The organism is Mammaliicoccus fleurettii, from assembly GCF_002018435.1.
In the GTDB taxonomy this organism is placed as follows: domain Bacteria; phylum Bacillota; class Bacilli; order Staphylococcales; family Staphylococcaceae; genus Mammaliicoccus; species Mammaliicoccus fleurettii.
This window is the reverse complement of sequence record NZ_MWJM01000008.1, coordinates 42,853-66,656: the sequence shown is the minus strand read 5'-3', so window position 1 is coordinate 66,656 and position 23,804 is coordinate 42,853. Positions and strand designations below refer to the sequence as shown.

Genomic DNA, 23,804 nt, shown 5'->3' with positions numbered 1-23,804 from the left:
GGGTGTCGTAGATGAGCTTGTTATATTTTGATGAATGGCGTGATACACGTGCTACGATTAGGTATATAGCACAAATAATGGGGAAATGTTGTTTAGCTGTAAAAGAACCTGAACCGTTATATAAACACGTGATGTTAACCGTTAATCAAGTAGGGTTATCTACAAGCGTATTAAAAAAAGATGGGCATGAGTTTGAAATCAATTTAGACTTATTAGATCAGCTATTAATCATTATAATAGATGGAAAAGAAGAATCTATTATTTTAGAATCTGGACAAACTATTAAAGAATATTACGATTTTGTATTTGATACACTGTCTGACAACGGAATAAATATTAAAATTAATACGAAACCATATAATATTCCTTATGAAAAAACATTGGATCAGGATGATAAAGAACGCGTATTTAATCCTAAAACAGCATATCATGCATTAAGACTTATGCAACAAGCTCAGTATGACCATTACCAATTTTTACATTCAAGAAATATTAAAGATGTTAAAACAGGGTTGTTTTGGGATAAATTTGATATCACGTCTATATTTTATATAGAAGGTAATCAAGATTATACAGTTTCTTTATGCTATTATTTTGGAGATAAATATAGAGAATCTCCTTATTATATTATAAAGATTAATCCATTTAAGCAAGATAAAATTAACTTAAAACAAGTAGAGCCTTCTTATGCAGAATATAATGGTAAAGATGGTAGCTTCTTAATATATGAAGAAGATTTACAAAGCATCATAAGAAGAGATGAAGTGTTACTTACTTTCTTTAACAGTGCATATCAAGCATTGTTATCAGGTGTAAGCAGTAAACTAACACATAACGAACAATAAAAAGCAGCCAGACAATGAAACATTCATTATCTGGCTGTTTTTTGTATATAAATTTATTGCTTGAATATGTGATGTTTTTGATATTGTATGAGCCGTAATGATTCTCCCATTTTCTTAGTTATGGTATGAAAATCATGCTTTATAATTTTTGAGGTGTCATTATTAAATAAGAGTCTTGTATAACATTTGTACGCTTCAATATTAGTAATATGCTTACTATTTATCATCATATAATTAATATGATTTTTAGCGCTCGTTGGAAAAAGAACAAAATCTTGAGATGCATAAATCATAACAGGGATGAGTTTTGAAATTTTGAGTATATGTTTTGCATATTGTTCTCTTGATTTCATATTCGCACCCTCAATTTTTAATGCATCGTTTAAAAGTAAATGAATAGAAAGATTCGTATTTAAAATTGAATGATCTATATATTCGATTTGGTATTTATATTTAGGATTTTTTGAGTGTTGAATGACTGTCATATTTGGGTTGATATTCATCATTGTTAAGTCACCTCTATTAGTGATAATACTAATAATGGAAAGTTATTGATTGTATTGTGATGACATATCATTGTACCTAAAATAAAAAATGACATTTCAACTTATTTCTAGCGTTCTTTCTATAATACTTGATTGTCGATTCACTTTTATTGAAATGAATTGCAATCTCTTGAGTTGAAAATCCTTGTAACGTTAGTTTAAACCACAATAGTTCCTCTGGTGATAAAATTTCAAGCATGCTATACATTTCACAATTATAATGTTCAACAAAACTTTGATCTAACATAATATCATGAGAAGTAGGTATGAAGCGGTTCATTTCTTTGCTGTTTTTTCTTATACAATCAATTAAATAGAACTTTAATTTAGTATAGATATATTTATCCATCGTATTTGTTTTTGATTTATCAAACGTTTTTAATAAATCCCATAGCTTTATAAGCAAGAGTTGGAAATAATCATCATAGCAATATTTTATATTGTAACGGTGTAGTAAATGATGAATCATTTTTTCGTATTTTAAGTAATAAGAGTTAAAGTTATAATCTTCCATGTTGTCCTTTGCAGTGGGCATGCACACAGATTTATTTCCGGATAAAAGTATTGTAAATTAAAATAAAATAGCTTTAAAATTTGTAATTAGTGAAATAATTAAAGTAAATTAGCAATAGTTGAAAAAGATATAATTAATATCATAAAAAATGCACATTAAAGTGAAGAATTCATTAAAAAAATAGGTGAGAAATAAAGATTTAAAAGATTTACAATTACCTTATAAACGTGTATATTTGGATATATATGGACATATGTTTTATTGGGGGCAAAGATTAGGAGGCTCATCATATGGATTACGAACATCTAAATTTAGAACATTTTTTTGCACGAAATAATGAATTGAATAATATAAGAGATAATGCTGATTTTGTTATGATTAATAACGTGAATAGATTTATGAATTATAGAAACGGCGAAGAAGAGGGAACAATTAATCTTAGTCATTACAACTATAAAAATAGATCAGCAGCAATGTCATTTATATTTATGGATTACACACCTTATAAATAAGCAAACATACTTTCATAGAATGTTTGCTTTTTTTTTTTGAAATATAATAGTAATTAAAATGTAACATATTTATTTTTGAATATTATAGTCTAATCCTATAGAATATAGAGAGTGAACTTTTTTAAATTGTAAAAATTAGGTAATAGATTATGATTAAGTATAGGTATACAAATTTTTGAGGTGAAACGATGAAAAATGCCAGGCTAGAAACAATTAAAAATGTAGTTGTATTATTATTAGTCTTATCAATTATTGTTGGCCTGTTTTATTATTTGATTTCAGATCATTTGAAGTTTTATGAAGTAGATAAACAAGAAGATAATGTAGAAGTACCATTAACTTTAAGTAAAGCAGTAAATAAACAATATAAAAATGATACTAAAATGCAAGTAGCAACAGAGTCAGGCAATTGGAAAAATGCTTCGAGAAGTGAAATTCATGAAGTAATGAATGTTGAAGAAATACTAAATGATGAAAAGCAAGTTTACCAATTCTTGAATTTATCTGAATATCAAGGTATTGAAGAAAAAAGAATCCATCATATGCTAAGAGAACAAGAAGTACTTGAAAAGTATACAACTGAATTTCTAAAAGCAGCTAAAAAAGAGCATGTGAACGAAGTGTATTTAATATCTCATGCTATTTTAGAAACTGGGAATCATCACAGTGAATTAGCGAATGGTGTATTACTTACAGATAAAGGTAAAGTCACGAAGTCTAAAGAAAAATCTGATGGCAAAAAATATTATAATTTTTATGGTGTAGGTGCATTAGATAATGATCCAATAGGTACTGGTGCAAGGTATGCTAAAAAACGAGATTGGGATACTCCGCAAAAAGCTATTTCAGGTGGAGCTAAGTTCATTCATGACCATTATTTATCCAATCCAGACCAGAATACATTATATAGCATGAGATGGAATCCTAAAAAACCAGGTGTACATCAATATGCAACAGATATAAAATGGGCACAAAGTAATGCGCGTATCATATCAGATTTTTATGAAGAACTTAAGACAGAAGGAAAGTATTATATTGTATATAAATACAAAGATACAGACAAATCCTTGTCAGTAAAATCATTAGACGAAAAGCTAGATAAACAAGAAGAACAAAAAAATAAATAAAGCGTGCTTAGGAGATAAATCCTAACTCAAAATAAATAAGTATATCACTTAACTGATCGTTTCAGTTTTACAGTGATATGCTTATTTTTTATATTACGATTTTGTATGTGCATGCTTGCCTAGAGGTATGACTCGAGCCTGTAGTCTCTCACCCATACTATTCCCTCAGGCGTCCGCACTACAAAATCGTTACTAATAATCTATTTTTATACAATCTTACGATTTTGTACGTACATGCTTGCCTAGGGGTATGGCTCGAGTCTGTAGTCTCTCACCCATACTATTCCCTCAGGCGTCCGCACGTACCAAATCGTTGGAAATATCTATTTAAATACGCATTCTTTCGGCGGTTAAGCTTATAAGAGGTTCGTTAAAAGCAATTCTAAGTAAAATTGCTGATAAGAGGTGCGTTAAAAGCAATTCTAAGTAAAATTGCTGATAAGGGGTACGTTAAAAGCAGTTCCATGTAAAATTGCTGATAAGGGGTTCGTTAAAAGCAGTTCTAGAGAAGTAAAAAAGACCAACAAAGTCTGAACTTTGTTGGTCTTTTTACTATATCAAATTAACTTATGAAGCTTGGTTTGAACTACTTGATGATGACGAGCTTGAAGAACCGCCTTGTAAATCTTCTATTTTCTTAGCGTCTTTAGCTTCATCTGGAATTTTAATTTCTTTAACTTCATTTATTTTGTCATAAGTGACGTTTGTTTCCATATTTGCTGTTTCGTCATCTTTAGTTAATTTTGCATCTAATTTATATGAATCAATTTCGTTATCTTTATTAACTTTCAATACTGCTTTACCAGATACTTTATCAACTTCAGATTCGAATTGTTTAAGTTGGTCTTTGTTACCTGAAGCATTTGCTAGCTTAGTAAAATCTTCTTTGTTTTTGATGTCATATGTAAGTTCATAGCCATCGTCAACTTTTTTAGCTTTAGAATCTTTGAAGGAATTTAATGTTTTAGCGTATTTTTCATAATTAAGTTGTTCTAATGAGCTATCTATATTCATGTCTTCTACTTGAGAAGATAGGTCTACCCATTGGTCATCAACTTTTGCGATCATTTTTTTACCTTGAACGTAAATTGTCATTTTTTGACCAGCTTGATCCATTGCTAATTTAGCTGTTTCTTTTTCATCAACATCCATGCCGACTTTAACAGTTTGACTTTCTTGGTCTTTAGCAGATACTTTAATTTCATTATCTGTGTGATAACTTTTTACGTCTTTAGCATTGCTTTGTAAGTCTTTAACAACTTGACTTGAACTTTTTTTCTCTTCTTTTTTCTCTGATTTAGTATCAGAATCTGAACTATCAGATCCATTACCACAAGCCGCTAATATTAATGATGAAGATAAAAATAAACTACCTAATACTCTGAATTTCATACTAATTCCTCCTTTATATTTTAAACAATATTAACATTAACCAAATATTAATAGCAAAGATTTATATAATTACTTTTGCTATTAATAAATTTATTTAAGTTTTTTCTTAGGTGAAAGTATGAAAATAACAATTGTAGCAGTAATTACTTTAAATAAAAATTTCATTTTTTATCACTCCGAAAGTGTTTGAGGTTGTGGTCCTTTTTGCTTTCTCTTAGTTGGATCTAGTCTTTTCTCGATATAACCTAATAATAAATCACTTAGTACAGCTAATAAAGCAGTTGGTATTGCACCTGCAAGAATAAGTGAAGTACCATCAGTAGCATTAGTTCCTCTGATTATGATATCACCAAGTGTTGATGATCCAATAAACGAACCAATTGCTGTAACACCAATTGCGATAACGAATGCAATTCTAATTCCACCAATCATTACTGATAATGAGAGTGGAAGTTCAACCATTGTCAAAATTTGTTTAGAAGTCATTCCCATTCCTTTACCTGCATCTTTAATACCTGAATCTACATTTTTAATACCTGTATAAGTATTTTTAATAATTGGAAGCAGGGCATATAAGAAGACTGTCATAACAACAGTGTTAGCACCAAGTCCCATAACAAGCATTAAAATTGCTAGAAGTGCAAGTGCTGGCATAGTTTGAATGATGTTAGCTATGGAAATAATGAAACCTGACAATTTGGAATATCTAGCAATAAAAATTCCAATTGGTATACCTACTATAACCGCAAATAGCACACCATAAACAGAAATGAGTAAATGATCTAGAAATAGTTGAAATATATATCCGCCATTTGTTGCATAATAATCTACTAATTGTGACCATACATTTCCTTCAGCCATTATTACTCACCATCCTTTTTATCATCAAAATAATTGTTCTTTTCTAGAAACTCTTCTGCAACAACAGCAGGTTCTTTAAGATTGTTGTCTGCTTCGTAGTTTAATTTTTGCATTTGTTCTGTAGATATTTTTCCTTTTAATTTGTTCATTGCACGGTCAACATATGGTTTTTCTTTTAATAAAGATTTTGAAACCAAAGGACTTGCATCATAAGGTGGGAAAAATTGTAAATCATCTTCAAGTACAACTAAATCATAACTAGCTATACGTCCATCTGTTGTATAACCTAATACGACATCCATTTTACCTGTATTTAGTGCATCATACACTAAACCAATTTGCATTGGTCTTGTTTTTTTGAAGTCGAAACCGTATTTTTCTTTAAATGCTGGATAACCATCACCTGGTCGTTTCATCCAAGATGAGTCAACACCAGCTTCTAGTTTGTTTGCAACTTTTTTCATATCTGAAACTTTTTTTAGATTATACTTCTTTGCTGTTTCTTTTGTAACCATCATGGCATAAGTATTTTCAAACCCGTAAGAACCATACCATTTTTGGTTGTAATCTTTATCAAATGCATCTCGTACTACTTTCAAAGCTTTTTTTGGATCTGTAATAGGGTCTTTACCTAAAGCGCCAGTTAAGTCAGTACCAGTATATCTTGCACTCGAAATATTAACATCACCATTATTCTGTGCGTTAAATGTAACTGTAGATGAACCTAAGTTATTAATGAGCTGAATATTTTTTTCGTCTACGTTATCTTTTTTTGCTTCATGTTCAATCATAAGTTTATCCATATGTCCCATTATTTGAGATTCACTTGTGTTTTGCATACCAATTTTTACTGAGTTTTTATCACCTGAAGCTCCAAGAAAGGGTAGGGAACATCCAGATAAAATGATAGATAAAGCCATGATCGGCAATAACAATTTAAAATATCTATGCATGTTTCAATTTCCTCCTTATCTTGAAACTTTTAATCCTTTTGGTGTTACCCAATTTTCTATTTTGGATAATACAAAGTCCATAATAAGTGCGATTAATGTAACACTTATCGCACCACCAATTATTAAATCTGGTTGATACAAGTTTAAACCATTAAATATAAAGTCACCTAAACCACCAGCACCAATGAAACTAGCTAATGTTGCCCAGCTTATTGCATAAACGCTAGATAATCGAACGCCACTCATTATGACTGATATTGCTAATGGTAATTCGACCATAAACATTTCTTGGAATCTAGTCATACCCATACTTGAACCTGCTGCTTTTACATTTTTATCTACGTTTTTAATACCTATAAACGTATTATTTAAAATAGGTAATAAAATATAAATGAAAAGCGCAAGAATTGCAGGAAGTTTACCAACACCTAAGAAAGGTATCATTAAAGCTAATACTGCTAATGAAGGGACTGTTTGAAGAACACTGGCTATAGACAATACAACTTTGGCAATTGTTTTTGTTCTTGTTAACAATATGCCTAGAGGTATAGCTACTAGCATAGCTAATAATAGAGCAGATAATGAAATATAGAAGTGTTCTAGTGTTTTTTGGATAAGTTCATTCCCATTAACTTGTAAAAATTCAATCACTATTATTCACTCCTTATTTTATATCACTTTTTTGTGCTTCTTCTTCAGATAATCCCCAAATTGAATCGTAAACGATATCAACTAAACTCGCTCTTGTTATAACACCTTTTATGTAATATTGATGATCTACGACAGGGATTAATCTAACATTTCGTTTTAATATAGTACGTACTGAATCTTGAAGCATTGTACCAGTTTTTACGGTATAAATATCTCGATGCATAATATCAATAATATCTGCACCTTTACGATGTCCTTCGTTTATATCTTCTATATCTATATAACCAACAAGCTTTCCTTTATCATTAGTAACAAATAAAGTATCGACACGTCTATCTCTCATTAAAATTACAGCTTCGTCGATTGTTTTTTCAGAAGTTATAGTAATTGGGCTCTTCATAGCGTCATCTACAACTCTTAAGTTAGGTCTGTCTTGTATTAATCTGTTTTGTCCGATAAATTCACGAACAAAGTCGTTAGCTGGATTTTTTAATATATTGTTCGGTGTATCAAATTGGATGATTTCACCTTGAGACATAATACAAATTCTATCAGCTAATTTAATTGCTTCATCCATATCATGTGTTACAAATATAATCGTTTTTCCTAGTTTTTGTTGTAATGTTTTAACTAGGTCTTGAAGTGTATCTCTTGTAATTGGGTCTAATGCCCCGAAAGGTTCATCCATTAAGATGATATCTTGATCAGCTGCTAAGGCTCTTACAACACCAATACGTTGTTGTTGTCCACCAGATAATTGAGATGGGTATAAATCTAAATAAGACTCAGGTAAGTCGACAAGTTCAATAAGTTCTTTAGCTTTTTTCTCTTTATCTTCCTTCGTCCATTTAAGTAATTTTGGAACTAAAACAATATTTTCACGTATTGTCATATGTGGCATTAATCCGATTTGTTGGATTACGTAACCAATATTCCTTCTCAAATTCACTGGATTCATCTTGCTTAAATCTTTTCCATTTAACATGATAGTTCCACTTGTAGGTTCTATCATACGATTGATCATTCTTAATGCAGTAGTTTTCCCGCTACCACTAGTACCGATAAATGCTATAAATTCACCAGTTTCAATTTCCATATTGATACTGTCTACTGCTTTTTTACCGCCACGATAAACTTTAGTTAAGTCTTCTATAGATAACATAACACTTCTCCTTTATCAAAATTCAAAATATTAACATTCATAATTATAACATATATGTTGCATATTTATAAAAGGTACTGATAGTATGAATTCTATGTTTATCTGAATTAGAAAAAAGGAATATTTAAATGAAAGCGACAAATTGAGAATCATATTATGATAAATTTATATAAAGAGAAAATATGGGGATAAAGTATAGATTTTAAAAGTATGCTAAATTTTTGCATATCATGCAAAATTAAAAACGGAGGCGTTTAATTTGAAAGTTGCAATTATAGGTATGGGTACAGCAGGCGTCAGTACACTTAATCAATTATCTAAGCATAAAAAATTCAAAAATATTACGGTAGATATTTTTGATAATGCTGAAGATATGGGAATGGGGAAACCATTTCAAAATGATAGTGATAGATTATTGATTAATTTACCAGCTAATCAAATGTCACTAGATCCACAAAACGAGAAAGATTTTAAAAAATGGTATAAGAAAAATGACGAATTTGATTATGGTAAAGCAAAATATTTACCAAGATTAGTATTTGGTCATTATATGAAATCCATTTTAAATAAATTGCTACAAAAACATGATAATATTTTTGTTCATAAGCATAAAGTTGATAGTTGTTATGTTGAAGAGATTAAAGATGAACGTGGACAATATAAAATAGATGTTTGCTATATAGAAGATGATGAAGCAGTCTGTCAAAAATATGATTATGTATTTTTAACAATTGGTATGCTACCTTATAAAGATCCTTATCAATTATCGGGATTATCAGGTTATATTGAATCACCTTATCCTACTACTCGAGCTTTACGTAATGTGAAACAAAATGATGATATAGCAATTATAGGTACTGGGCTAAGTTCTGTAGATGTTATTAGATATGTCATGGAAAATCATGAGCGTTTGCCTTTAGTTGTAACATCAAGAAATGCGCAAATTCCTAGTGTGAGAGGGATAAGACATGAAATTGATTTGAAATATATAAATGATAAAGCAATTGAAAAATTCAAAAAATCACATAAAGGTGTAGTGCCTTTAAAAGATGTAGAAAAATTATTTAAAAAAGAATGTGAATATCAAAATATTAACCTACAGAAAATGTTATATCGATTCAAAAAAGATAATGTATATAACATGAAATATGACTTAAGACATGAGGATGAAGTTGGACATTTTCAATCTTTTATTGAAGAAGTTAAACATCATATGATTCCACTTTGGAACGCTATGACTATCGATGATAAGAAAGCATTTTTAGATAAATATGGTCATCACTTTAAACGCAATGCTAATCCTATGCCACAATCGTCTGCAAAGCAGTTAATTGACTGGATTGAGAACGGTGATATTATCGTTAAAGAAGGATTAGAAAATGTACGAAAATATTACGGTAAATTTAGAATAAAATATAAAAATGTAGAAAATGAAGACAGTTATCATTATGTAATTAATGCTACAGGACCTAAAAAACACTTATCTGAGTTGACTGAAGATGAACATTTTATAAAAGGGCTAGAAAACAAACAAATCATAGCAGCTCATCCATTCGGAGGTATTCTTGTACTTCCATATACAAATGAAGTTATTAGTCCTAAGTTTGGAACAATGCCTAATTTAAAAGTGATTGGTCAATTAACAACTGGTGTGAATTTTGATGTAAATGGTGTTTCATTATTAGTTGATCAATCCGTTCGAGCTGTAAAAGACTTGTATATTGAACTAGAAGAAAGAAAAAAAGCTAAAAAGGTTCAATCCAAAAAGAAGTAAATCTATAAGAATATTAATTTGTAATTCTTAGTATTATAGTATAAAATGGCTACATCAGTGATTACTGATGCATATAATTTAATAATATATTCTTTCGGGGCAGGGTGAAATTCCCAACCGGCGGTATAAAGCCCGCGACCCATAAATGAGTTTTTGTTTATGGCTGATTCAGTGTGATTCTGAAGCCGACAGTTAGAGTCTGGATGGGAGAAAGAATAGACGACAGCGTATTCTATACGCTTATTTCGTTATATTAAAATGTTAATGTCTTTAATAATAAAGGCTTATTTCTTGATACATTTTTTACTCCCAACCACCGAAAATTCAATTTTCTGGTGGTTTTTTTAATTTTAGGAGGAACTTAAATGAATCAATATTTAGAATTTGCTATTGATTTAGCAGACCGTTTACAAGGTCAGACTGGGACAAACCCTTCAGTTGGTGCTGTAATCGTTAAGAATAATAGAATTATCGGATTCGGTGCACATTTAAAAAAAGGTGAGTCTCATGCGGAAATTCAAGCTTTAAAGATGGCAGGTACTCAAGCAGAAGATGCTACTATTTACGTTTCGTTAGAACCATGTTCTCATTATGGGCTAACACCGCCATGCTCTAAAGCTATTATAGATAGTGGCATTAAATCAGTTGTATATGCGGTGAAAGACCAATCTTTAAAAAATAGTGGACATGAAATGTTACAAGAAGCTGGAATTGAAGTATCGCATGAGCCTTCTGAAAGAGCTCAAGCTTTATATAATAGTTTTTTTCAACAACAAAACACTAAACTACCATTTGTAACGTTAAAAATTTCTACAAGTATGGATGGAAAAGTTGCAACTGATGCCAAAGAAAGTAAATGGATTACATCTAAAGAAGTGAAACAAGATGTGTTGAACTTAAGAAGTCAGCATGATGCCATTATTACGGGTGGTATGACAGTGCGTGAAGATGATCCATTGTTAACAACTAGAAGCGAAGAATTAAAAGACCCTAAACGAATTATTTTAACTCAACAATCTGATTTTAATGAAGAACTAAAGATTTTTAAGGATGAAAACAATCCTGTAATTGTTATGTCAGATTCTAACCATTTCAAAGTAAATGAAAATCAAAACATCGAAATAGTAAATAAAGAAGGATCAAATTTAAAAAATGTTCTATATCAACTTTATGAAGCAGGTTATGCTCAAATCATGGTAGAAGCAGGTCCGACATTAGTAAGTAAATTTATAGAACAAGATTTAGTAGACCAATTAATTATTTATCAAGCCCCGAAAATGATTGGTGGTCAAGGAAAATATCAATATTATCAAACCAATGATGTTTATCCTTTATCCAATAGTAAGTTATTTAAAATTATATCAACAGAAATCATTGGTGGAGATCTTAAAATAATTTTAAGAAAGAAGTGACAAGATGTTCACAGGAATTATTGAAACAGTTGGTGTAATTAAGAATACAAGCACTCAAAGTGGAGTTAAGACTTTAACAATTGAGGCTCCTGAAATAACTGATGATTTATCTCTTGGTGATTCGGTAGCGATAAATGGTGTTTGTTTAACTGTTACTGAAAAGCAGACATCTATTTTTAAAGTAGAAGTTATTACAGGTACAATCAATGTCACATATTTAGAACACTTAAAAACAAATGACAAAGTAAATCTTGAAAGAGCGATGTTAGCTAATGGAAGGTTTGGTGGTCATTTCGTAAGTGGTCATGTAGATGGAAAAGGTATTATAAAGCATATTTCTAAAAGAAAAGATGAATGGATAATTGAAATATCAGCTGATGCGCAATTATTAAGTCAAATGATTGATAAAGGTTCAATTACGGTAGACGGTATAAGTTTAACAATTTTTAAATTGTATCAGCATAAGTTTGAAATTCATTTAATACCTGAGACTAGAGAGCGTACTATTTTTGTTAACAAGAAACAAGGTGATGAGGTACATATAGAAACGGACTTATTATTTAAATATGTTCAAAAAATTACTCATCAAAATAACTCGAATTTATCGCAAGAGAAGTTACTAAATCTAGGATTTTAGGAGGCATCATAATGTTTGATAAAGTAGAAGAAGCTATTGAAGAATTAAAACTTGGTAAACCCATTATAGTTGTAGATGATGAAGATAGAGAAAATGAGGGTGACCTTATTGCAATATCTGAATATTTAACACCAGAAACGATAAATTTTATGGCAACTCATGCTAGAGGTCTAATATGTGCACCAGTTAGCCGTGAAATAGCAGAACAGCTAGATTTAAATTTAATGACTGAAACTGGTGATAAGTTTAAGACAGCTTTTACTGTAAGTGTTGACCATGTGTCATCAACAACAGGCATTAGTGCTTTTGAAAGAACGGATACTATAAAAGGTCTAATAGAAGAGACTTCTCCGAGTGCTTTTGTAAAACCAGGACATGTATTCCCATTAATTGCTCAAGAAAATGGTGTTCTTGAAAGAGTAGGGCATACTGAAGCTTGTGTTGATTTAGCTAGATTGTCAGGTGCTAAACCTGCTGGTGCTATTTGTGAAATTATGAAAGACGATGGAACGATGGCTAAGAGAGAAGATTTATATCAGTTCAAACTTAAACATCAATTAAAAATGATTACGATAGATGAACTTGTTCAATATAGAAAAAGAAATGATCAAATTATAAAATTTGAATCAAAAATTCAATTACCTACATTATTTGGTGAATTTGATATGTATGGTTTTACATCTAAATTAGATCAAAAAGAATACTTAGCTATTTGTTCGGGCAATATTGAAAATGGAATGAACGTTCGTATACATTCTGAATGTGTCACTGGTGATATTTTCCATAGTGCTAGATGTGATTGTGGAGAACAACTAGAATACTCTATGAAATATATACAAGAGCACGGTGGTATGATTTTATATCTTCCTCAAGAAGGTCGAGGCATAGGCTTAATCAATAAACTTAAAGCATATGAATTGATCGAAAAAGGATATGATACAATTTCTGCAAATAAAGCATTAGGCTTTGAAGCGGATTTAAGAGACTATACTGAAGCAAGTCAAATTCTGAAGTACTTTAATATAGAAGAAATACAACTCATAAGCAATAATCCAGATAAATTTAATCAATTAGAAGAGTTAGGTATTAGAATTACAAATAGAATACCAGTAGTTATACAGCCAAATACAACGAATGAATCATATTTAAATACAAAAAAAGACCAAATGGGTCATTTATTATAAAAAGAATGGGGCAAATAAAAATGAACTTTGAAGGTAAAATGAACGGATCAGAATTAAAAGTAGCAATTGTAGTAAGTAGATTTAACGATTTTATTACAGGTCGTTTATTAGATGGAGCTAAAGATACATTGGTTCGCCATAATGTAGAAGAAGATAATATTCATGTAGCTTATGTTCCAGGTGCATATGAAATTCCATTAGTTGCTAAAAAATTAGCTAAATCAGGAAATTACGATGCAGTAGTAACATTAGGATGTGTCATTAGAGGCGCTACTACACATTATGATTATGTATGTAATGAAGTAGCAAAAGGTGTATCTAAAGTAAATGATGAAACAGAAGTGCCAGTTATCTTTGGTATAGTAACAACAGAAACAATTGAACAAGCAATAGAAAGAGCTGGAACTAAAGCAGGTAATAAAGGTGGAGATGCTGCATTAGCTGCTATTGAAATGGCCAATTTACTTAAAAATATTGAAAGCCAAATATAATAATTAGAGGCTGAGACAATTAATTTGTCTCAGCCTCGCTTTTTTATTACTTTTTCTTTAATAAAGAAATAACACCTAATGTTAAAATAGAGATACCAGTTATGACACTTGCACCAAACGCAATCTTTCCTTTATTTTTCTTATTAAAGATATCTAATAGCATTAAGTTAATATTTTGTGGTCTTTCGGCTAAACGTCTCATAAAGTAACCGAACCAGTCTTCCCCAAATGGAACGTACATACAGAAGTTATAGCCTTCGCTTGCTATTTGATATGCATAGTCTGTTCTGAAACCATATAACATTTGAAACTCATATGCATTATTATCAATATTATTGTCTTTTACAAATTGTTTTACATGATTAATTATGTGATGATCATGTGTTGCAATTGATGTAAAAGCTTTTGAAGTAAGCAATCTTTTCTCAATTAACTTAATATAGTTTTGATCGATTTCTTCTTTAGTTTGGTAAGCTATATGTGGACCTTCCTTATATGCACCTTTTACTAAACGTAATCTTACATCTGAGTATTTTTCCATAATATTCATTGCGTCGTATAAATAAGCTTGGATAACAGTACCAACATTTTTAAATTCACCTTTAAGTCTATCGACTATTTCAGTGATCCCGACTAAATCTTCATATTTTTCAGCGTCGATGTTAACGAAAGTATTACCGTATTCATGAGCTTTTAATAAAATTTCTCTCGTATTTTGATATGCAAACTCTCTATCTATATTAATACCTAATTGTGTTAGTTTAATTGAAACATGTGCTTCGATGTTTGCATTATAATTTCTTCTTATAATTTCAACAATGTTTTGTTGCGCTTGTAATGCTTCTTGGCGAGATGTTACGAATTCCCCTAAATTATCTAACGTACATGATATTCCCTTCATGTTTAATCTTTCAACTGTATCGATTGTTGAATCAATATCAACGCCCGCTACTACCTTGTTTGCACCTAGTGCAGGACCCATTTTCTTAGCTGATTCATTCATGAACTTATTGTTAGATAACGCAATAAAAAAATCTTTTACGACAGGCATAGCAAGTCCTCCTTAATTAAATATATTACTTTCATACATTTTATCATGGAAACAATAAAATAGTTAAGCGTTTACATTTTGAATATAATGTAAAATTATACAATTAATGAACTCTGACACAAAAAAGAACGTCATTAAACGAAATTTCGGACTTTTAAGAAAATTTCCGTATAGTTAAAAAGATTGTTCAAATTTAAAATGTATTTTGAATGGAAATATGTATAAACAAAACTCAATAAAAGTGCATTCAAAAACGATATATTTAGAAATTCATCAAGTTATTAATAGGGGATAAAAAAAGAACTCCATTTATAGGAGTTTAGTGATTACTTATTTAACTCAGTATAAGAAGGTGAAATAGGCTCTGCAGCTATGCTCATTGCATGTGGGAGAAACGTAAATAAAAGTATTGCTATCATTATTTTTTTAAAGAAATGCATTTTATCATGCTCCTTTAAATAGTGTCGTTGATTACATTTTCAATATAACATCTATATATGAAGTAATTACTAAGTGAGTGTAAATTTTTAAAGGATTTCAATGTTAATTTAATGTTAAGAAAAGCGATAAATCTTTAAAGTATCTTAATAATAATGTAGGTATGAGCGTGATATAATTATATTATTAGAAATGACTATAAAGGAGTTATCGCTATGTTTAGGGATATGGCATTTTATATTTTCGGGAAACCATTAGACAGCTTCGTACAATTATTTATTTTTGAACCTATAGTTATAGGTATTATTGCAATATTGATTGCTATGATCACTAAAAAATCATGGACAGTATTTATCACAATCATTGCATTGAATATTATTGATAATTTCTTACTTGTTAATTATCAATTTGGTGGACAAGGATTTGGAACAATAATTTCACAAAATATTTTATTCTTCTTTGAAAAATTCTTCTCTATGTTCTATGAAATTTTAATTGCATATATTATCGTAAAATTACCAATAATGCATAGTAAATTTAAAATAGCTTAAAATAGAAAAAAGGATGGGGCAAATTAATTGTCCCATCCTTTTATTGTTCGGTGTTGATTATGAGGGTGTTGTAGATTAACTATCTAATTAATCTACAACTTTGCCGAACTCTTAGATTAACTTATGAATTAATCTACAACTTGGCCAATCTCTTAGATTAACTTCCGACTTAATCTACAACTTGGCTAAACTCTTAGATTTACTATCTAATTAATCTATATCTTATCTCATATTTTTTAAAATTATTTCTGCCCTATGCTGTTTTCATTTTATTCTTCTTTATATAGCTTAGCTTTATTTATATATGATTCGTTAATCCTTTTTAACTCATTGTAATCATCTTCTGTTAATTCTCGTACCACTTTAGCTGGTCGTCCGAACGCTAAAGTGTGGGGTGGTATTTTTTTGCCTGGTGGTACGAGAGATCCAGCACCGATAAATGCGTATTCTCCAATTTCAGCGCCATCTAATATTGTGGAGTCCATTCCAATCAAAGCATTTTTACGTATGATACTAGAATGTAAAGTAACTTTATGACCAACTGTCACATTATCTTCTAGTATGAGTGGTTGATCTGGGCTTTGATGTAAGCAACATAAATCTTGTATATTGACACCTTTTCCTATAATCGTCGGTGCGACATCTCCTCTAATGACAGAATTGAACCATACTGAACTATTCTCACCAATTTTTATGTCGCCAATTAGTGTAGCATTTTCAGCTATATAACAACTTGGGTCTATAATTGGGGTTTTGCTATTAAAAGACTTAATCATTAAAGATTCTCCATTCTTTTAAAAAAATTTGTTATACTAAGTTTAACAAAAATGTAGCTATAAAGGTAAAAGGAGTAATATATTATGTGGAAATGGGAAACAGAAAAAGAAGCTAAAGGTATTGTTGTAATTGTACATAATATGCTTGAACATACAGGAAGATATGCATACGTAATTACTAAGCTACGTAGAGAAGGCTACCATGTTATTATGGGAGACCTAAGAGGGCAAGGCCAAACTTCGCGAGTACATAGAGGCCATGTTGATAATTTTGAAGAATATCATGAACAAGTTCTAGAATGGTTAACGATTGCAGAAGAATATCATTTACCTGTGTTTACACTTGGTGTAGGTTTAGGCGGACTGATTTTACTTAACTTGTTAGAAAAAGTAGATCTTAAAGTAGAAGGTGTACTGCTGATTTCACCGTTAGTTGCTTTCCAGCAAAATATATCTACTAGAAGAAACTTTTTAGCTTCCAGTTTCGGTACAGTCGCTAAAGATGCGAAATTTGATACAGGTATTAAAATAGAAAGTTTAACACGTAACAAAGAGGTTATTGATGATACAAATAAAGATGCTTTAATGTTAAATAAAGTAAGTTATCATTGGTATAAGACTATTCTAGAAACGATGAAAAGTACAATGGAGAACATTCATCACATTTCGCCAATTCCAACACTCATTATGTTAGGTACAGAAGATGAAATAGTTGATACAGATTCAATTAGAACAGTTGCTAAGACAATCAATACAAATGAACTTTATTTTAAAGCTTGGCATGGTTTATTTCATGAAGTGCATAATGAGCCAGAGCGTGAAAATGTAATGAAATATCTTATTTCATTTATGAATAATCGCATCCATTATGTTGGTTTATTAATTGATGAAGAAGAGTGATCGCTATAAAAATTATTACAAAATGAGCTTAAACGCCTCTAAAATGGGTATATTGTAGATATAGAGAACGTTGGAGGTTGATTTTATGGCAGAAAAAGAAAATAATGTGAGTGACTTAATCCTTTTAGATGATATACAAAAAAATATTAATATAATATTTTATAAAATTGAAGAAAAGTTTGAAATTGAAAAAGAAGAATTTCTTACACTTATCATGTTATGGAATAATGGTTCTATGAGTCTTAAAGAATTAGATGATTATATTGACATAAAGCCTTATAAGAGAACAAGGCTTTATAATAATTTAGTTAAAAAAGGTTGGATTAAAAAAGTTCGTCCTGAAAATGACGAAAGAACTGTAATTGTTGAAGTGAATGAAGATTTTGCTGAGAAAAAAGCAGCGATTGTAGACTTTGCTTGTGAAGAAATAAAGAAAAGAAAAGATCATTTTGAAAAGCAATTTGAATCAATAGTGAATACATGTAACATATAAAAAAGCAAACCTGAAAATTCAGGTTTGCTTTTTTAGTTTCAATACTTATCTTTTTTCGATAGCAACTATATAAGGTGGGTTATTTTTTTGATTAATAAATTGATAATGAAGTACGTGAGCTGTTTTTTGATCTATATTACTTACATATGCTAACACTTCATTTGATTCAATTTGACCTTCTGGGTGACCTGGATAAACAACTAATACAATAATGCCATTTTTGTTAGTAATTTCAAAAAGGCTTTCAATTGCTTGTATTGTAGTTGAAGGGTTTGTTGTAATATTCTTGTCTCCTTTAGGTAAATAGCCTAAATTGAAAATGGTTGCGTCTATATTTTTATTGTATTCTTTTATAATAAAAGCGGCATTTTCATGTCCTGTTTGGTAATAATTAATATGATTAAATGATTTAGTTTTTTCTTTTGTACTATTTATTGCATTTTCTTGTATATCGAATGCATAGACTTCACCATTCGTAACTTGATTTGCGAGGAATAACGTGTCGTTACCATTACCACAAGTAGCATCTACTACGATACTATTCTCTGTGATATGAGAAGATATTAATTTTCTAGCAAAAGGAAGGATACCATCAACTATCATGATTTAATATGCTCCGTCTTTACAAATTTAGATCCTTGCATAGTTCCACGATCTTTTAATTCTTTATCGATAGCATTTAATACTTCCCATTTATTAACACTCCACATAGGTCCAACCATTAAGTCAATAGGTCCATCTCCAGTTATACGATGAATAATCATTTCTTCCGGTAAAATTTCTAATTGATCACAAACAAGTTGAGTATAGTTATCTTGAGTCATAAACTCAAGCATACCTTTTTCGTATTGCTTTACCATTGGTGTTCCTTTTAATAGATGTAGTAAATGAATTTTGATACCTTGAACATCCATCTGAGCAACTTCTTTAGCTGTTTCCATCATCATATCGTAATCTTCACCAGGTAAACCATTAATGATGTGCGTACAAATGTTAATATTGTGCTTTCTAAGCTTAGCAATACCTTCGTAGTAACACTTCATATCGTGAGCTCTATTAATTAAATCAGATGTTTCTTGATGTACGGTTTGTAAGCCTAGCTCAACCCATAAATAGGTTCTTTCATTTAGTTCTGCTAAATATTCAACAACATCGTCTGGTAAGCAATCTGGTCTTGTAGCGATAGAAAGACCAACTACATTTTCTTCTGCTAGGGCAGCTTCATATTTTTCTCTTAAAACTTCAACTGGTGCATGTGTATTGGTAAAAGCTTGAAAATAGGCTATGTATTTTCCTTCAGACCATTTTTCATGCATTTTGTCTTTTATTTCTTTAAATTGTACATGTATTGGTTCTGCTCTATTGCCAGCGAAATCACCACTACCAGCAGCTGAACAGAAAGTACAACCACCGTGCGCTACAGTGCCATCACGGTTTGGGCAATCAAATCCACCATCTATTGCAATTTTAAATATTTTTTCTCCAAATTTATTTCTTAAATGATAATTCCATGTATGATATCTCTTATTATCAAACGCAAAACGGAATTGTTCTGTCATTTTATTTCACATCCTGTTCTACAAACTTATCTAAAGCATTTTAACATATAATATTGAACTTTTGCAGAAAAAGGTTTAGACTATTCAAATTGACAAAATTAGAGAGGGAGGGTGAAATCTTTGAAAATGCCTAAAATTGTAAAAATGTTAATTATTGGTATGGCTATTAATATTACAGGATCCAGCTTTTTATGGCCGCTTAATACAATCTATATGAATGAAGAATTAGGGAAGAGTTTAAGTACTGCTGGAGTCGTATTAATGATTAATGCATTTGGTAGTGTTATCGGGAATTTATTAGGTGGGAGTTTATTTGATAAAATTGGCGGATTTCGCTCTATTATTTTTGCCTCTTTATTAAATATATTAAGTTTAGTAGGTTTGAATTTTTTAAATGATTGGCCATGGTATCCATTTTGGTTAGTAATATTAGGCTTCGGTGGTGGTATTATTGTTCCAGCCATTTATGCTATGGCCGCTGCAAGTTGGCCAAATGGTGGTCGTACAACATTTAATGCTATTTATCTAGCACAAAACTTAGGTGTTTCAATAGGGGCAGCTGCTGGCGGGTTTGTAGCTGATTTTAGCTTTAGTTATATATTTATGGCAAATTTATTATTATATGTTGTATTCATACTTATTGCGTTAAAATATTACAATATTGATTTAGAAGTTCATTTAAAAAATGATGAAGGTATTGCGAGTGTCGCGCAAGTAAAAGACAAAAGTAAATTCACGGCTCTTTTATTATTATGTACAATGTTCAGCTTATGTTGGATTGGATACGTTCAATGGCAGACAACTATCGCAACATATACACAAACAGTAGGTATATCTTTAAAACAGTATAGTTTGTTATGGACAATTAATGGCGTGTTAATCTTAGCTGGTCAACCTCTAATTGCACCTTTCATAAATAGATTTAAAGAAAAAATAAAATTGCAAATGTTTATTGGGCTGACTATTTTTATTATAAGTTACTTAGTTACGAGTGTTGCAGAGCAATTTACAATGTTTATAGTAGGTATGGTTATACTAACGTTTGGTGAAATGTTTGTATGGCCTGCAGTTCCAGCTATAGCAAATCAATTAGCTCCAAAAGGTAGAATGGGTGCTTATCAAGGCATTGTTAACGCATCTTCAACAGTGGGTAAAGCATTTGGGCCAGTTGTTGGTGGTGTTTTAGTCGATGTATTTGATATGAAAGTGATGTTCTATAGTATGATATTGCTTATTCTAATTGGTTATTACTTCTTATACATTTATGATAGAGGAATATCGAAACAAGATTCGACATAATTTTAAATAAAACTTGCAATATATAAAGAAATTGCATAATATTAGGGTGTATATAAGGCGTAGTAGCTTTAATGTGAATCTTTAGAGAGTCAGTGGTGCTGTGAACTGATGATATCCATTAAGTGAACTTATGAACTGTTAATTATTTATTAAAAGCAATCTTAAACCATATAAATGAAGTGCACTTTTTAGTGAATTCTGGGTGGTACCGCGGCATAATTATCCAAGTCGTCCCAACTGTTATTATGGTTGGGATGGCTTTTTTTATTTTATAGGAGGAGCAAATAAATGAATTATAATCATCAAGAAATTGAAAAGAAATGGCAAAATTTTTGGGAAGAGAATAAAACTTTTAAAGCTGACGATAATGTTGGTCAGAAAAAGTTCTATGCATTAGATATGTTTCCTTATCCATCTGGTGCTGGATTACATGTAGGTCATCCAGAAGGTTATACAGCTACTGATATAGTTTCAAGGTATAAAAGAATGCAAGGTTATAACGTGCTTCATCCTATGGGCTGGGATGCATTCGGATTACCAGCAGAACAATATGCTATTGATACAGGTAATGATCCTAAAGAATTTACAGCTAAAAATATTGCAACATTTAAACGTCAAATTCAAGAATTAGGCTTCTCATACGATTGGGATAGAGAAGTAAACACGACTGATCCTGAATATTATAAATGGACACAGTGGATTTTCATTCAATTATATAACAAAGGTTTAGCTTATGTGGACGAAGTAGCAGTTAACTGGTGTCCAGCTTTAGGAACTGTACTTTCTAATGAAGAAATAGTTGATGGTGTTTCTGAGCGTGGAGGACACCCTGTAGTACGTAAACCTATGAGACAATGGGTATTAAAAATCACAGAATATGCTGATCGTCTGTTAGAAGATTTAGAAGACGTGGATTGGCCAGAATCAATTAAAGAAATGCAAAGAAATTGGATTGGTAGATCTGAAGGTGCAGAATTAACTTTTAACATTGATAATACAGACTTATCATTTGATGTATTCACTACTAGACCTGATACAATTTATGGTGCAACATTTGCGGTACTATCTCCAGAACATCCATTAGTGGATCAAATTACCTCAGAAGACGAAAAAGAAGCAGTAGAAGCCTATAAACTAAGTGCATCTCGTAAATCTGATTTAGAGAGAACGGATTTAGCAAAAGATAAAAGTGGTGTATTTACAGGAGCGTTTACTACTAATCCATTCACTGGTAAGAAAATGCCAATTTGGATTGCAGATTATGTATTAATTAGTTACGGTACTGGTGCTGTAATGGCTGTCCCTGCTCATGATGAGAGAGATAATGAGTTCGCTGAAAAATTCAATTTAGACATCATTACTGTTTATAATGAAAATGGTAAAATGATTGATTCTGATGTGTTAAATGGTTTAACACAAGAGGAAGCGGTTCCGAAAGCAATTGAAATGTTAGAAGAAAAAGGCATCGGTCAGAAAAAAGTAAGCTATAAATTGAGAGACTGGTTATTTAGTAGACAACGTTATTGGGGAGAGCCTATTCCTGTAATACATTGGGAAGATGGTACGATGACAACAGTTCCAGAAGAAGAGCTACCATTAATTCTACCTGAAACAAATCAAGTTAAGCCATCAGGTACAGGTGAGTCGCCACTTGCAAACATTGATGAATTTATTAATGTAGTAGATCCTAAAACGGGTATGAAAGGTCGCCGTGAAACAAACACTATGCCACAATGGGCTGGTAGTTGTTGGTATTATTTAAGATATATCGATCCTCATAATGATTCACAACTTGCTGATCCAGAGAAATTGAAACATTGGCTGCCAGTAGATTTATATATTGGTGGGGTAGAACATGCAGTTCTTCATCTATTATATTCAAGATTCTGGCATAAAGTGCTTTATGATATTGGGGTAGTACCAACGAAAGAACCATTCCAAAAGTTATACAATCAAGGTATGATACTTGGTGAAGGTAATGAAAAAATGAGTAAATCAAAAGGGAACGTTGTAAATCCTGATGATATTGTTCTATCTCATGGTGCAGATACATTGCGTTTATATGAAATGTTTATGGGTCCACTTGATGCAGCAATTGCTTGGAGTGAAAATGGATTAGATGGTTCTCGTCGTTTCCTAGACAGAATTTGGCGTTTACTTGTTTCTGAAGAAGGGAACATAACGAGTAAGGTCGTAGAAGAACCTACTTCAGCATTAGATAAAGTTTATAATCAAACTGTTAAGAAAGTCACAGAAGACTTTGACACATTAAACTTTAATACTGCTATTAGCCAAATGATGGTATTTATTAATGAATGTTATAAACAAGATCATATCAACAAATCATATATTGAAGGATTTGTAAAAATGTTATCACCAATCGCACCACACATATCTGAAGAATTATGGCAAAAACTAGATCATACTGAAACAGTAACCTATGAAGAATGGCCAACATTTGATGCATCTTTATTAGTCGATAATGAAGTGGAAATTGTAGTACAAGTAAATGGTAAGTTAAAAGATAAAATGAAAATATCTAAAGATTTAACTAAGGAAGAAATGGAAACAGTAGCTTTAGAAAATGATAAAATAAAAGAAGCTATAGAAGGTAAAACAATACGTAAAGTGATTGCAGTACCTCGAAAATTAGTTAATATCGTTGCAAATTAAATCA

24 protein-coding genes and 1 riboswitch are annotated in these 23,804 nt (G+C 30.8%); of the genes, 13 read left to right on the top strand and 11 right to left on the bottom strand.

Translation table 11 applies throughout. From position 1 onward, the window contains the following. The first annotated feature begins 11 nt into the window (after nt 1–11). Nucleotides 12–845: a DUF5996 family protein gene (locus B2G86_RS07920; RefSeq protein ID WP_078357586.1), complete on the top strand. Its 834-nt coding sequence runs from the start codon at nt 12–14 to the stop codon at nt 843–845. A gap of 53 nt (nt 846–898) precedes the next feature. Here the strand turns inward: B2G86_RS07920 and B2G86_RS07915 are convergent, their stop codons facing one another. Both B2G86_RS07915 and B2G86_RS07910 read right to left on the bottom strand, forming a co-directional pair. Continuing rightward, the gene (locus B2G86_RS07915) at nt 899–1,351 is read right to left on the bottom strand and encodes a competence protein ComK (RefSeq protein WP_237687658.1); all 453 of its coding nucleotides are present in this window, start codon (nt 1,349–1,351) and stop codon (nt 899–901) included. Between the two features lie 76 nt (nt 1,352–1,427). Beyond that, a complete protein-coding gene (locus B2G86_RS07910) occupies nt 1,428–1,904 on the bottom strand; it encodes a sigma-70 family RNA polymerase sigma factor (protein ID WP_078357585.1) in 477 nt (158 codons plus the stop codon). Between the two features lie 290 nt (nt 1,905–2,194). Between B2G86_RS07910 and B2G86_RS07905 the strand changes: the two genes are divergently transcribed. Both B2G86_RS07905 and sagB read left to right on the top strand, forming a co-directional pair. Further along, the gene (locus B2G86_RS07905; RefSeq protein ID WP_017000846.1) at nt 2,195–2,416 is read left to right on the top strand and encodes a hypothetical protein; all 222 of its coding nucleotides are present in this window, start codon (nt 2,195–2,197) and stop codon (nt 2,414–2,416) included. Nucleotides 2,417–2,604: 188 nt separating this feature from the next. Further along, on the top strand, nt 2,605–3,543 hold the full coding sequence (gene sagB, locus B2G86_RS07900) for a peptidoglycan release complex glucosaminidase SagB (protein WP_078357584.1): 939 nt from the start codon (nt 2,605–2,607) through the stop codon (nt 3,541–3,543). Between the two features lie 567 nt (nt 3,544–4,110). Here the strand turns inward: sagB and B2G86_RS07890 are convergent. From B2G86_RS07890 to B2G86_RS07870, 5 genes are all read right to left on the bottom strand, one after another. Continuing rightward, nucleotides 4,111–4,935, bottom strand: a complete 825-nt coding sequence (locus B2G86_RS07890) for a DUF6612 family protein (protein WP_078357583.1) — start codon at nt 4,933–4,935, stop codon at nt 4,111–4,113. 171 nt (nt 4,936–5,106) lie between these two features. Next, the gene (locus B2G86_RS07885) at nt 5,107–5,796 is read right to left on the bottom strand and encodes an ABC transporter permease (protein ID WP_078357582.1); all 690 of its coding nucleotides are present in this window, start codon (nt 5,794–5,796) and stop codon (nt 5,107–5,109) included. 2 nt (nt 5,797–5,798) lie between these two features. Next, nucleotides 5,799–6,749 carry an osmoprotectant ABC transporter substrate-binding protein gene (locus B2G86_RS07880; RefSeq protein ID WP_078357581.1) on the bottom strand — a complete coding sequence of 317 codons (951 nt, stop codon included), beginning with the start codon at nt 6,747–6,749 and terminating at the stop codon, nt 5,799–5,801. A gap of 15 nt (nt 6,750–6,764) precedes the next feature. After that, complete coding sequence (locus B2G86_RS07875; RefSeq protein ID WP_078357580.1) at nt 6,765–7,400, bottom strand: ABC transporter permease; 636 nt, start codon at nt 7,398–7,400, stop codon at nt 6,765–6,767. A 13-nt stretch (nt 7,401–7,413) separates the two neighbouring features. Then, nucleotides 7,414–8,562 (bottom strand): betaine/proline/choline family ABC transporter ATP-binding protein, encoded by a 1,149-nt coding sequence (locus B2G86_RS07870; RefSeq protein WP_078357579.1) that lies wholly within the window; start codon nt 8,560–8,562, stop codon nt 7,414–7,416. Between the two features lie 259 nt (nt 8,563–8,821). On the opposite strand from B2G86_RS07870, the gene B2G86_RS07865 reads away from it, so the two are divergent. The 5 genes from B2G86_RS07865 to ribH all read left to right on the top strand — a co-directional run bounded on the left by B2G86_RS07865 (nt 8,822) and on the right by ribH (nt 14,060). Further along, complete coding sequence (locus B2G86_RS07865; RefSeq protein WP_078357578.1) at nt 8,822–10,336, top strand: FAD/NAD(P)-binding protein; 1,515 nt, start codon at nt 8,822–8,824, stop codon at nt 10,334–10,336. 86 nt (nt 10,337–10,422) lie between these two features. Beyond that, a riboswitch (FMN riboswitch) is annotated at nt 10,423–10,555 on the top strand. 146 nt (nt 10,556–10,701) lie between these two features. Continuing rightward, entirely contained in the window at nt 10,702–11,748 is a 1,047-nt protein-coding gene (gene ribD, locus B2G86_RS07860; protein WP_078357577.1) for a bifunctional diaminohydroxyphosphoribosylaminopyrimidine deaminase/5-amino-6-(5-phosphoribosylamino)uracil reductase RibD, read from the top strand. Nucleotides 11,749–11,752: 4 nt separating this feature from the next. Further along, nucleotides 11,753–12,385, top strand: coding sequence for a riboflavin synthase (locus B2G86_RS07855; protein ID WP_078357576.1), 633 nt, complete (start codon nt 11,753–11,755; stop codon nt 12,383–12,385). An 8-nt stretch (nt 12,386–12,393) separates the two neighbouring features. Beyond that, nucleotides 12,394–13,569, top strand: a complete 1,176-nt coding sequence (gene ribB, locus B2G86_RS07850) for a 3,4-dihydroxy-2-butanone-4-phosphate synthase (protein ID WP_078357575.1) — start codon at nt 12,394–12,396, stop codon at nt 13,567–13,569. A gap of 20 nt (nt 13,570–13,589) precedes the next feature. Continuing rightward, nucleotides 13,590–14,060 (top strand): 6,7-dimethyl-8-ribityllumazine synthase, encoded by a 471-nt coding sequence (ribH, locus tag B2G86_RS07845; protein WP_078357574.1) that lies wholly within the window; start codon nt 13,590–13,592, stop codon nt 14,058–14,060. Between the two features lie 46 nt (nt 14,061–14,106). Here the strand turns inward: ribH and B2G86_RS07840 are convergent, their stop codons facing one another. Continuing rightward, the gene (locus B2G86_RS07840) at nt 14,107–15,111 is read right to left on the bottom strand and encodes a proline dehydrogenase family protein (RefSeq protein ID WP_078357573.1); all 1,005 of its coding nucleotides are present in this window, start codon (nt 15,109–15,111) and stop codon (nt 14,107–14,109) included. Nucleotides 15,112–15,764: 653 nt separating this feature from the next. On the opposite strand from B2G86_RS07840, the gene B2G86_RS07835 reads away from it, so the two are divergent. Further along, nucleotides 15,765–16,100 carry a hypothetical protein gene (locus B2G86_RS07835; RefSeq protein WP_078357572.1) on the top strand — a complete coding sequence of 112 codons (336 nt, stop codon included), beginning with the start codon at nt 15,765–15,767 and terminating at the stop codon, nt 16,098–16,100. Between the two features lie 269 nt (nt 16,101–16,369). Here the strand turns inward: B2G86_RS07835 and B2G86_RS07830 are convergent, their stop codons facing one another. Further along, a complete protein-coding gene (locus B2G86_RS07830) occupies nt 16,370–16,876 on the bottom strand; it encodes a gamma carbonic anhydrase (RefSeq protein ID WP_078357571.1) in 507 nt (168 codons plus the stop codon). A gap of 84 nt (nt 16,877–16,960) precedes the next feature. Here B2G86_RS07830 and B2G86_RS07825 point away from each other — a divergent pair, with 84 nt between their 5' ends. Both B2G86_RS07825 and B2G86_RS07820 read left to right on the top strand, forming a co-directional pair. Beyond that, nucleotides 16,961–17,776 carry an alpha/beta fold hydrolase gene (locus B2G86_RS07825; RefSeq protein WP_078357570.1) on the top strand — a complete coding sequence of 272 codons (816 nt, stop codon included), beginning with the start codon at nt 16,961–16,963 and terminating at the stop codon, nt 17,774–17,776. A gap of 85 nt (nt 17,777–17,861) precedes the next feature. Next, nucleotides 17,862–18,269: a transcriptional regulator, SarA/Rot family gene (locus tag B2G86_RS07820; RefSeq protein ID WP_078357569.1), complete on the top strand. Its 408-nt coding sequence runs from the start codon at nt 17,862–17,864 to the stop codon at nt 18,267–18,269. A 45-nt stretch (nt 18,270–18,314) separates the two neighbouring features. Here B2G86_RS07820 and mnmM read toward each other — a convergent pair whose 3' ends face one another. Next, the gene (gene mnmM / locus B2G86_RS07815) at nt 18,315–18,872 is read right to left on the bottom strand and encodes a tRNA 5-(aminomethyl)-2-thiouridylate-methyltransferase MnmM (protein WP_078357568.1); all 558 of its coding nucleotides are present in this window, start codon (nt 18,870–18,872) and stop codon (nt 18,315–18,317) included. Beyond that, nucleotides 18,869–19,828, bottom strand: coding sequence for a tRNA modification radical SAM protein MnmL/YtqA (mnmL, locus tag B2G86_RS07810; RefSeq protein ID WP_078357567.1), 960 nt, complete (start codon nt 19,826–19,828; stop codon nt 18,869–18,871). Before mnmL ends, mnmM begins: the two co-directional genes overlap by 4 nt. A 120-nt stretch (nt 19,829–19,948) precedes the next feature. On the opposite strand from mnmL, the gene B2G86_RS07805 reads away from it, so the two are divergent. Both B2G86_RS07805 and leuS read left to right on the top strand, forming a co-directional pair. Then, nucleotides 19,949–21,127, top strand: a complete 1,179-nt coding sequence (locus tag B2G86_RS07805; RefSeq protein ID WP_078357566.1) for an MDR family MFS transporter — start codon at nt 19,949–19,951, stop codon at nt 21,125–21,127. Nucleotides 21,128–21,415: 288 nt separating this feature from the next. After that, nucleotides 21,416–23,800, top strand: a complete 2,385-nt coding sequence (gene leuS / locus B2G86_RS07800) for a leucine--tRNA ligase (protein WP_078357565.1) — start codon at nt 21,416–21,418, stop codon at nt 23,798–23,800. Nucleotides 23,801–23,804 lie beyond the last annotated feature (4 nt).

What these genes read in the sequence shown, in the direction of transcription:
- B2G86_RS07920 (WP_078357586.1), top strand. Translation starts at nt 12, where the DNA reads ATGAGCTTGTTATATTTTGATGAATGGCGTGATACACGTGCTACGATT.
- B2G86_RS07915 (WP_237687658.1), bottom strand. Translation starts at nt 1,351, where the DNA reads ATGATGAATATCAACCCAAATATGACAGTCATTCAACACTCAAAAAAT.
- B2G86_RS07910 (WP_078357585.1), bottom strand. Translation starts at nt 1,904, where the DNA reads ATGGAAGATTATAACTTTAACTCTTATTACTTAAAATACGAAAAAATG.
- B2G86_RS07905 (WP_017000846.1), top strand. Translation starts at nt 2,195, where the DNA reads ATGGATTACGAACATCTAAATTTAGAACATTTTTTTGCACGAAATAAT.
- sagB (WP_078357584.1), top strand. Translation starts at nt 2,605, where the DNA reads ATGAAAAATGCCAGGCTAGAAACAATTAAAAATGTAGTTGTATTATTA.
- B2G86_RS07890 (WP_078357583.1), bottom strand. Translation starts at nt 4,935, where the DNA reads ATGAAATTCAGAGTATTAGGTAGTTTATTTTTATCTTCATCATTAATA.
- B2G86_RS07885 (WP_078357582.1), bottom strand. Translation starts at nt 5,796, where the DNA reads ATGGCTGAAGGAAATGTATGGTCACAATTAGTAGATTATTATGCAACA.
- B2G86_RS07880 (WP_078357581.1), bottom strand. Translation starts at nt 6,749, where the DNA reads ATGCATAGATATTTTAAATTGTTATTGCCGATCATGGCTTTATCTATC.
- B2G86_RS07870 (WP_078357579.1), bottom strand. Translation starts at nt 8,562, where the DNA reads ATGTTATCTATAGAAGACTTAACTAAAGTTTATCGTGGCGGTAAAAAA.
- ribD (WP_078357577.1), top strand. Translation starts at nt 10,702, where the DNA reads ATGAATCAATATTTAGAATTTGCTATTGATTTAGCAGACCGTTTACAA.
- B2G86_RS07855 (WP_078357576.1), top strand. Translation starts at nt 11,753, where the DNA reads ATGTTCACAGGAATTATTGAAACAGTTGGTGTAATTAAGAATACAAGC.
- ribH (WP_078357574.1), top strand. Translation starts at nt 13,590, where the DNA reads ATGAACTTTGAAGGTAAAATGAACGGATCAGAATTAAAAGTAGCAATT.
- B2G86_RS07840 (WP_078357573.1), bottom strand. Translation starts at nt 15,111, where the DNA reads ATGCCTGTCGTAAAAGATTTTTTTATTGCGTTATCTAACAATAAGTTC.
- B2G86_RS07835 (WP_078357572.1), top strand. Translation starts at nt 15,765, where the DNA reads ATGTTTAGGGATATGGCATTTTATATTTTCGGGAAACCATTAGACAGC.
- B2G86_RS07830 (WP_078357571.1), bottom strand. Translation starts at nt 16,876, where the DNA reads ATGATTAAGTCTTTTAATAGCAAAACCCCAATTATAGACCCAAGTTGT.
- B2G86_RS07825 (WP_078357570.1), top strand. Translation starts at nt 16,961, where the DNA reads ATGTGGAAATGGGAAACAGAAAAAGAAGCTAAAGGTATTGTTGTAATT.
- B2G86_RS07820 (WP_078357569.1), top strand. Translation starts at nt 17,862, where the DNA reads ATGGCAGAAAAAGAAAATAATGTGAGTGACTTAATCCTTTTAGATGAT.
- mnmM (WP_078357568.1), bottom strand. Translation starts at nt 18,872, where the DNA reads ATGATAGTTGATGGTATCCTTCCTTTTGCTAGAAAATTAATATCTTCT.
- mnmL (WP_078357567.1), bottom strand. Translation starts at nt 19,828, where the DNA reads ATGACAGAACAATTCCGTTTTGCGTTTGATAATAAGAGATATCATACA.
- leuS (WP_078357565.1), top strand. Translation starts at nt 21,416, where the DNA reads ATGAATTATAATCATCAAGAAATTGAAAAGAAATGGCAAAATTTTTGG.